The organism is Mycobacterium syngnathidarum, from assembly GCF_001942625.1.
In the GTDB taxonomy this organism is placed as follows: domain Bacteria; phylum Actinomycetota; class Actinomycetes; order Mycobacteriales; family Mycobacteriaceae; genus Mycobacterium; species Mycobacterium syngnathidarum.
This window is the reverse complement of the sequence record NZ_MLCL01000076.1, coordinates 124137-133385: the sequence shown is the minus strand read 5'-3', so window position 1 is coordinate 133385 and position 9249 is coordinate 124137. Positions and strand designations below refer to the sequence as shown.

At 65.9% G+C, this 9249-nt stretch carries 9 protein-coding genes; 8 read left to right on the top strand and 1 reads right to left on the bottom strand.

Features of this window, described 5'->3' with window-relative positions; genetic code table 11:
- The first annotated feature begins 220 nt into the window (after positions 1–220).
- The 8 genes from BKG60_RS21060 to BKG60_RS21025 are packed head-to-tail and all read left to right on the top strand — an operon-like array spanning position 221 to position 7876.
- Positions 221–1108 (top strand): ABC transporter substrate-binding protein, encoded by an 888-nt coding sequence (locus BKG60_RS21060; protein WP_070947238.1) that lies wholly within the window; start codon positions 221–223, stop codon positions 1106–1108.
- Between the two features lie 7 nt (positions 1109–1115).
- A complete protein-coding gene (locus tag BKG60_RS21055) occupies positions 1116–2021 on the top strand; it encodes an amino acid ABC transporter permease (protein WP_070184890.1) in 906 nt (301 codons plus the stop codon).
- Positions 2022–2038: 17 nt separating this feature from the next.
- Entirely contained in the window at positions 2039–2791 is a 753-nt protein-coding gene (locus tag BKG60_RS21050) for an amino acid ABC transporter ATP-binding protein (protein ID WP_070184897.1), read from the top strand.
- 10 nt (positions 2792–2801) lie between these two features.
- Positions 2802–3659, top strand: coding sequence for a sulfurtransferase (locus BKG60_RS21045; RefSeq protein WP_070947239.1), 858 nt, complete (start codon positions 2802–2804; stop codon positions 3657–3659).
- 57 nt (positions 3660–3716) lie between these two features.
- Positions 3717–4871 (top strand): MacS family sensor histidine kinase, encoded by a 1155-nt coding sequence (gene macS, locus BKG60_RS21040; RefSeq protein ID WP_070947240.1) that lies wholly within the window; start codon positions 3717–3719, stop codon positions 4869–4871.
- A complete protein-coding gene (locus BKG60_RS21035) occupies positions 4868–5521 on the top strand; it encodes a response regulator (RefSeq protein ID WP_070184893.1) in 654 nt (217 codons plus the stop codon). Before macS ends, BKG60_RS21035 begins: the two co-directional genes overlap by 4 nt.
- A 43-nt stretch (positions 5522–5564) precedes the next feature.
- Positions 5565–7331 carry a DUF2339 domain-containing protein gene (locus BKG60_RS21030; protein ID WP_070945766.1) on the top strand — a complete coding sequence of 589 codons (1767 nt, stop codon included), beginning with the start codon at positions 5565–5567 and terminating at the stop codon, positions 7329–7331.
- 59 nt (positions 7332–7390) lie between these two features.
- Positions 7391–7876, top strand: coding sequence for a Dps family protein (locus tag BKG60_RS21025; protein WP_070184895.1), 486 nt, complete (start codon positions 7391–7393; stop codon positions 7874–7876).
- A 4-nt stretch (positions 7877–7880) separates the two neighbouring features.
- Here the strand turns inward: BKG60_RS21025 and BKG60_RS21020 are convergent, their stop codons facing one another.
- Positions 7881–9173: an adenylate/guanylate cyclase domain-containing protein gene (locus BKG60_RS21020; protein WP_070184898.1), complete on the bottom strand. Its 1293-nt coding sequence runs from the start codon at positions 9171–9173 to the stop codon at positions 7881–7883.
- Positions 9174–9249 lie beyond the last annotated feature (76 nt).

The window sequence follows — 9249 nt, the reverse complement described above, 5'->3', positions numbered from 1 at the left end:
CCCTGGTGTGATGGTGTCTTTGGACGGACAATCCATCGATACCGGGAGTTCCGCTGTCCTACTGGTACCCCACGCGGCGTGTCACACTTGCCACACCAGTCACGCGCTTAACTGCGCGGCATTGCCGTTAACGTCTCCGATCTGGGATAGCCCAACCACAGCCGCAGACGAAAGAGAAGAGGCAACCGTGACTGTTGGATGTCGTCCCCGACGAAGCAAGTTGTGGCGTTTCGCGGTGGTCGTCGCCGCAAGCGGTGCGCTCGCCATGTCGGGCTGCGCGAACAATACCGAATCCGGCGGTTCCGAAACCAAGGCGACCAACCCGGCAAAGGTTGAGAAGGTCGATGCGATCGCCAACACCGTGCCCGAACCGATCAAGTCGAGCGGCAAGCTCATCGTCGGCACCGACCCGTCGTACCCGCCCAACGAATTCAAGGACCCCGCCGGCCAGATCATCGGCTTCGACGTCGATCTGATGAATGCGATCGCTGCCACCCTCGGCCTCACACCGGAGTACCGGGCGTCGTTGTTCGACAAAATCATCCCGTCGGTCCAAGGCGGTAACTACAACCTCGGCATGTCCTCGTTCACCGACTCGAAGAAGCGTGAAGAACAGGTTGACTTCGTGACCTACTTCAATGCGGGCTCGGCCTGGGCGCAGAAGGTCGGTGCGGGGATCAACCCCGAGGACGCGTGCGGCAAGAAGATCGCCGTCCAGACGGCCACGGTGCAGGACACCGAAGAACTCCCCGCGCGCAACGAGAAGTGCATCAAGGACGGCAAACCCGCGATCCAGGTGGTCAAGTTCGACGACCAGACGGCCGCCACCAGTGCCGTCATGCTCGGGCAGGCCGACGCCATGTCGGCGGATTCCCCGGTGACGGCGTACGCGATCAAGCAGAGCAACGGAAAGCTGGAGGCGGCAGGGGACATCTTCGATTCCGCCCCGTACGGCTGGGCCGTGCAGAAGGGATCACCGCTTACCGCGTCACTGCAGCAAGCACTTCAGCACCTGATCGACAACGGTGTGTACAAACAGGTCGCCGCCAATTGGGGTGCAGAGAACGGGATGATCGACAAGCCGGTCGTCAATGGTGCGATCAACTGAGCCGCCGATGAGTGATGCATCGCCGCCACCCGCCATCGACGCTGTTCCACTGCGACATCCGTGGCGGTGGGTGGCGGCGATCGTCATACTCGTCCTGCTCGGGTTGTTCGTTTATGGCGCGGCGACCAACGAGGCGTACGGATGGGACACGTACGCCAAGTACCTCTTCGACCAACGCATTTCGGAAGCAGCCTGGAACACGCTGCAGCTGACCATCTACTCGATGATCCTGGCGCTGGTCCTCGGCGTGCTGCTCGCGGTGATGCGGCTGTCGCCGAACCCGGTCCTCAAGGCCGTTTCGTGGACCTATCTGTGGATATTCCGCGGTACGCCGATCTATGTGCAATTGGTGCTCTGGGGGCTCGTCCCGGTCATCTACAACAACATTCAGATCGGCGTACCCTTCGGTCCGCGGTTGTTCGAGTTCAGCCTGTCCGATCCGAATGTGTTCTGGCTGGCGGTCCTCGGCCTCGGCCTCAACGAGGCCGCCTACATGGCCGAGATCATCCGCGGCGGTCTGATCTCGGTGCCCGAAGGTCAGACCGAGGCCTCCACCGCGCTAGGCATGTCCTGGGGAATGACCATGCGCCGCACGGTTCTGCCCCAGGCGATGCGCGTCATCATCCCGCCCACCGGCAACGAATTCATCAGCATGCTGAAGACCACGTCGCTGGTCACCGCGGTCCCGTACAGCTTCGAATTATATGGGCGCTCAAAAGATATCGGCGTGGCGCTGTTCGAACCGGTGCCCCTGCTATTGGTGGCCTCCACCTGGTATCTCGCGATCACCAGCGTGCTCATGGTCGGGCAGTACTACCTCGAGCGGCACTTCTCGCGGGGTGCCTCACGCAAACTCACCACCAAACAACTCGAGGCATTGGCCAAAGCGCAGATGGGAGAACCACATCCATGACCGCCGCCGCCGAACCGATGGTGCGGGCCGAAAGTGTGTGCAAGAACTTCGGCGCCCTGCACGTGCTCAAGGGTGTCACCCTGGACGTCAGCCGGGGTGAGGTGCTGTGCATGGTCGGGCCGTCGGGTTCGGGAAAGTCGACGTTCTTGCGGTGCATCAACCATCTCGAGCAGGTCAATGCCGGCCGGCTCTACGTCGACGGCGAGCTGATCGGCTATCGCGAGCGCGGCGGCAAGCTGCATGAGATGCCCCCGCGAGAGGCCGCCCGGCAACGCCGCGACATCGGCATGGTGTTCCAGCATTTCAACCTGTTCCCGCACCGTACGGCGCTGGAGAACATCATCGAGGCACCCATCCGGGTCAAGAAGGTGAAGAAGGACGCCGCGGTGGCCCGGGCCAGAGATCTCCTCGATCAGGTGGGGTTGGCCGCCAAGGCGGACGCCTATCCGGCCCAGCTGTCGGGCGGGCAGCAGCAGCGGGTGGCCATCGCCCGAGCCCTGGCGATGAACCCCAAGCTGATGCTGTTCGACGAGCCGACCTCGGCACTGGACCCTGAGTTGGTCGGAGAGGTGCTGGCGGTGATCAAGAAGCTCGCCGGCGAGGGCATGACCATGGTGGTGGTCACCCACGAAATGGGCTTCGCCCGTGAGGTCGCCGACAAGATGGTGTTCATGGACGGCGGGGTAATCGTGGAGAGCGGCCCTCCGCGCGAGGTGATGGCCAACCCGAAACATGAACGTACAAAGGAGTTTCTGTCGAAGGTGATGTAGCGTCGGATACGTGGTTTCGGCACGAGATGACGTATTTGTCACGGTCGCTGAGCTCCGTGACCGCATCGCCTCGGGCGCCCCGGTCACCGTGCTGGACGTGCGATGGTCATTGGCCGAGCCCGACGGTCAACAGGCCTATCTCAACGGTCACCTGCCCGGTGCCGTCTACGTGTCCCTCGACGATGAACTGGCCGATCACCGCATCACCGGCCGAGGCCGTCATCCGCTGCCCTCGGGAGCCGATCTGCAGTCCTCGGCGCGTCGTTGGGGGGTGCGCGCGGGTGTACCAGTCGTGGTTTACGACGACTGGAACCGAGCCGGGTCGGCCCGGGCCTGGTGGGTGCTCACCGCGGCCGGGATCGACGGTGTACGCATTCTCGACGGCGGTCTGGCCGCCTGGTCGGCGGCGGGTGAACCGCTGCAATCCGGCCCGGTCACGCCCGAATCCGGCGACGTCGACGTCGTTCACCACGACCTGTACCACGGCGCGCTGCGCACCCTGACCGCCGAACAGGCGCAGTCCGGGGTTGGAGTGCTGTTGGATGCGCGGGCCCCGGAACGCTTCCGTGGTGACGTGGAACCGCTGGATCCGGTGGCCGGCCACATCCCTGGCGCGGTCAATCTGCCCAGCACCCAGCTGCTCGCCGTAGACGGCACGTTGGCTGCGGACGCCGGGCTCCACGCGTTGCTCGCCGATCGAGGCGTGGCCGGGGGTGCAGAGGTGGGTGCCTATTGCGGGTCGGGCGTGACTGCAGCGCTCGCCGTGGCCGGCCTGGCTGCTGCCGGGGTGGATGCGGCGCTCTATCCGGGGTCGTGGTCGGAATGGGCGTCGGATCCGGACCGTCCCGTGGCCCGGGGTGACCGGTAGGCCCGACGCGCGAAATCGCTGCACCCGGTCGCCGGCCGGCCACTTTATGCTGGGCAAATGCAGCGCCGCCCGGACCCGGTCACCCCGTTGTGGCGTGCCGCGCAGATCTTTCGGCTGCTGAGCTGTCTGTACGCGCTGGGCTTTCAGATCGCGATCAACGACGACCTGTCGCGTCCGGTACCGGCAGCCGCGCTGTGCGCCGTGCTGATCGCCTGGAGCATCGCGTGTGCCGTCGCATACCTTCAGGGTTTCGGCCGCCGTCCCTCATGGGTGATCGCCGAGATCGTGGTGGTCCTGGCCCTCATGCTCTCCACCGAATGGGTGGCGTCCGATCAGTGGATCGCCGACAACCAGTCCTGGCCCACCACCTTGTGGGCGACCAATGCCACCATTTCGGCAGCACTGCAGTTCGGCCCCGTCGGCGGAATGACGGCCGGGCTGGCAGTGATGGCTGCCGCGGCTGCGCTCAAGGGCTATGTCAGCGTCAACCTGGGCCGTAACGCCACCGTCGTCATCGAATTGGCCGTCGGTTTGGCGGTGGGCATGGCCGCACAGACCGCACGTCGTGCCCATGCGGAGTTGGAGCGTGCGGTACGGCTGGCGGCCTCGTTGGAGGAGCGGGAGCGCTTGTCGCGCCGGGTACACGACGGAGCCATCCAAGTGCTGGCGCTGGTGTCGCGGCGGGGACGCGAGATCGGCGGTGAGGCAGCCCAATTGGCTGAACTGGCCGGTGAGCAGGAGCGCGCCCTGCGCCGACTGGTCAGCGCACCCGACCCGGAATTGCACACCGGTGGAGCCACCGACATCGGGGCGTTGCTGCGGGCCCGGGCCTCGGACCTGGTATCGGTGAGCATTCCGGCAGAGCCGGTGCTGCTGGATTCCGAAACCGCCCACGAGCTGCTCGCCGCGGCCGGCAACGCACTCGACAACGCGGCTGCGCACGCGGGGCCACACGCCCGGGTTTTTGTGCTGCTGGAAGACCTGGGGGATTCGGTGGCGGTGAGTATCCGCGACGATGGTGTGGGCATTGCCGAGGGAAGGCTGGACGAGGCGGTCCGCGAAGGTCATGTGGGGGTCACGAAATCGATTGTGGGCCGCATGGATTGGCTGGGCGGACGGGCGCAGCTGCACACCGCGCCGGGATGCGGGACGGAATGGGAGCTGACGCTACCTCGCCCGGCCCGTGCCGCGAGCGAGAAGGGACAGGCATGACCGAGACAGCACTGCGGGTGATGGTCGTCGATGATCATCCGATCTGGCGGGACGCGGTGGCACGTGACCTAGGCGATGAGGGATTCGACGTCGTGGCCACCGCCGACGGGGTGGCATCGGCGCGTCGGCGCGCCGGTGTGGTCCAGCCAGACGTGGTGGTGATGGACATGAGTTTGTCCGACGGCAGTGGTTCCACGGCCACCGCGGAAGTGCTGACGGTGTCACCGTCGTCGCGAGTGTTGGTGCTGTCGGCCTCCGACGAACGCGACGACGTCCTGGAAGCGGTGAAGGCCGGAGCCACGGGGTATCTGGTCAAGAGCGCGTCGAAAGCTGATCTGACCGCAGCGGTGCGGGCCACCGCCGAGGGGCGGGCGGTGTTCACCCCCGGGCTGGCCGGCCTCGTGCTGGGTGAGTACCGGCGCATCGCCCAACAGCCCGCCGACGGCCCGGCTACTCCGAGCCTGACCGAGCGGGAGACCGAGGTGTTGAGGTACGTGGCTAAAGGGTTGACCGCCAAACAGATCGCCACCCGCCTGTCGTTGAGCCACCGCACGGTGGAAAATCACGTCCAGGCGACGTTCCGCAAACTGCAGGTCGCCAACCGGGTCGAATTGGCCCGCTACGCCATCGAACACGGCCTCGACGAGTAGTCCTACTCATCACGGCAGCCGAATTTGTTGCCACGCTGAGCGCATGAGCGAACCTCATCGCGTTGTGATCGCCAGGATGTCGTCGGATCTGGCTGCGATATCGGCGTATATGAACCGGGTGTCGGCAGATCTGGGTGCCTTGGGCCGCATGCTCGATCAGCCACCGGCACCCGTGCCCACGCCGTGGGCCCCACCCGCTGCGCCGTCACTGTCCCCGGCGCCGACCACACCGGTTCCGCCGCCTGTGCCCGCGGTTCGCCCGCAGCGATCGGAAGGCTGGATCGGCAAGGCGCTCGCGGTGGCCGGGGTGACCGTGACGCTCACAGGTGTGGTGTTGCTGCTGGTGCTGGCCGCGCAGGCAGGAATCTTGCGCCCCGAGTTCCGGGTTGCCGCGGGCGCTGCCCTGGCTGCGGGCTTGGTGGGTGCCGGATGGTGGCTTTATCGCCGGCCGGGCGGGCGGGCCGGCGCGATTTCGTTGGCTGCGACCGGTGTCGCCGCCGCATACATGGACGTGATTGCCGTGACGACGATCTACGGCTGGGTGTCGGCACCGTTCGGTCTGGCCTTGGCCGCGGTGATCGGTGGCGGCGGCCTGATGCTGGCGCGCCGGTGGAACTCAGAACAGCTGGGCTTGCTGGTGCTGGTGCCGCTCGTCGCCCTGGCACCCGTCGTGACCGATGGGGTGACGCTGTTGCTGATCGGTTTCATGCTCGCCTTGTCGGCTGCCGCACTGCCGCTGCAGTTCGGCCGGGACTGGCTCTGGTTGTATGCGGCGCGTATGGCCGCGCTCACGTTGCCACTGTTGATCGCGGTGGCGGCGGCGTCGATCGATGGCCGGGACGACCTGGTGCTCGCGATGACTTGCGGGCTCGCGGCCGTACTGGCGTTGGCGGGCGGCGTGCTCGTGTTGCGTTGGACCACCAGACCGGCGGCGACGGCGGTGTTGACAGCGGGCGGCGTTCTCCCGGTGCTGGGTGTGGGCGGAGCGGTCGATCGCGTCATTGCAGCGCTGCTGGCAGCGGCGCTGGCAGCAACATTGGTGGCGATCGTGGCCCTCGGTGACCGTCTGCCCGGCGTGGGCATCGTGGTGCGCCAGGTGTGGTCGGTACTGGCGGCGGTCGCCGCGCTGATCGCGGTCCTGGTCGCCTTCGACGGGCCAGTGGCCGGGCCGGTGGTGTTGGCGATGTCCGCGGTGGTCGCCGTGGCCGGGCGCCACCAGGATGTTGCGCGGTCCATCGCTGTCGGCCTGGCAGTGGTGGGCGGCGTGATCTACCTCGACTCCGCTGCTCCGGACATCCTGCTCAGCGCCACCAAAATGTCTGCAGGCCTTACGGTTTCGGTGCTGATCGGTAGTGTTCTGGCGATCGCCGCGGCCGCTGCCATCTCGTGGTCGGTCGCCGGTGAAGGAGATCAGGAAGTGGCCCGGTTGGTGTGGATGGTCGCGGCCGCGGCGGCGGGATATGCGGTCACGGTGTTCAGCGTCACCGCCGGTGTTCTCATCGGCGGTACCGGGGCCGGCTTCTTCGGCGGCCACATGGCAGCGACCATCTGCTGGATCGCGGTGGCCGCCGGGTTGCTCGGCTACGCGGCACGGCGCCCCAGAGCGCAGCGATCGCTGCCGATCGGCGGCGGAATGGCACTCGTGGCGGCAGCCATGGCGAAACTGTTCCTGTTCGATCTGGGAACCCTCGACGGGATGTTCCGCGTCGCGGTGTTCATCGTTGTCGGGTTGGCGCTGCTGGGCATGGGCGCCGGCTACGCACGCTTGCTCAGTCAGCAGGACCAGGTGACTGGTGAGCAGCCGTTGTGAGCGTGGCCACAGATTCATTAATCTGGATTGATTCCAGATTATGCATCGTTGTGAATGGCATGAGTACACGTCGAAACGAATCCGACATCGAAGGTTTCCAAGCCACCCCGGAGTTGGGCGGCCATCTGCAGCAGGTGCTCGTCGACCTGATCGAGCTGGGGGTTCAGGGCAAGCAGGCCCACTGGAACGTCGTCGGCACCAACTTCCGGGATCTGCACCTGCAACTGGACGAGGTGGTCGATTTCGCCAGGGAGGGCAGCGACACGATCGCCGAGCGGATGCGCGCTTTGGACGCCGTCCCGGACGGACGCTCGGACACCGTCGTGGCGAGCACGACGCTTCCTCAGTTTCCCGCCTATGAGCGCAGCACCGGCGAGGTGGTCGACCTCATCGCCACCCGGATCTACGCGACTGTGGACACCTTGCGAAGCGTCCACGACTCGGTGGATGCGCACGATCCCACCACGGCAGACATCCTGCACCAGCTGATCGACGGTCTGGAGAAGCTGGCCTGGCTGATCAAATCGGAGAACCGCAAGGTCTAACCGTCTAACCGCCGGCCGGCGGCACGACCGGGGCGGTGTTCACCGGGCTCGCATCCTCGAGCCGGATGCGTACCGCCTCGTCGCGGCGCCCGACCAGGTACCAGGTGTGCATCAGCCCCTTGCCCTTGACCTCGACATCACCACGTTCCTCCAACACGAAGGCATGGCTGATTCGGTCATAGACGTTCTGCGGCACCTGAATTCGGCCGGCGATGTCTGTGGTCTCCATTCGCGATGCCACGTTGACCGCGTCGCCCCAGACGTCATAGAAGAACTTGCGGGCCCCGACCACGCCGGCCACCACGGGCCCGGCTGCCAGCCCGATCCGCAGCGGCACTGCGCGGCCTCGTGGATCCTTGAGGTCTGCGACGGCAGCGGCGAGGTCCAGGGCCAGGCAGGCCAGTGCCTCGATGTGATCGGCCCGTGGCCTGGGCACCCCCGAGACCACCATGTAGGAGTCGCCGCTGGTCTTGACCTTCTCCAAGCCGTGCCGGTCCACCAGAGCATCGAGGTCGGTGTAGAGCCGGTCCAGAAAGCGCACGAGCTCTGTGGGGGTGATATCGCTGGACCGTTCGGTGTAACCGGCGATGTCGGCGAACAGGATCGAAGCGTCGTCGTACTTGTCGGCGATGATCGTGCGTGACGGTTCCTTGAGTCGCTGGGCGATCGTGGCCGGCAGGATATTGGCCAGCAGTTGTTCGGATCGTTGATATTCGGCTTCCATCGCCTGCTCGGCGCGCGCGATCTCGCGTAACGACATCCAGACGGTGGCAAACACCATTACCGCCGCAGAAACCGTGGAGACCACGAAGCCGGCGGTCAGGGCCCATGGTGGCCCGAGACCACGATCCTCTGGAACGACGATCTGCAGCGCGATGGTGGCGGCGACGGCAAAGGCTGCCAACGTGGCCGCCAGCACGATGCGCTCGATCCCCAGCACCAGCACCGCCAGCGATACCGCCACCACGAAATAGAACTGCAAACCCGAGCCGGTACCGATCGCGAAGCACATCACGGACACGGACACGTACGCGATCAGGAAGAACGCCAGCGGCGCGATGAGTTCGCCGAAGCGGTACAGAAGTGGCACCAGAACGAACAGACCTGCAGAAACGAGGTTGACGAAGCCGAGCCGCCACATCGGTCCGTCAAGGGCCAGCTGGAAGATTCCGAAACCGGCCGACACCGTGGCGGCGATCCACGTCGCGATCGTCAACACCCGCAGTCGGCTCGACACGCTCTGCGCATAGTGTCGAGTGCGCGCCGACACGCGGTTGTTCAGCGCCATCTCGGGCATACACACCGAGCGGCGGAACTCGCTGACCACCACGGACAAAGGGTATCGCCGTAAGCCGCTCCGTTGGCCGACATTG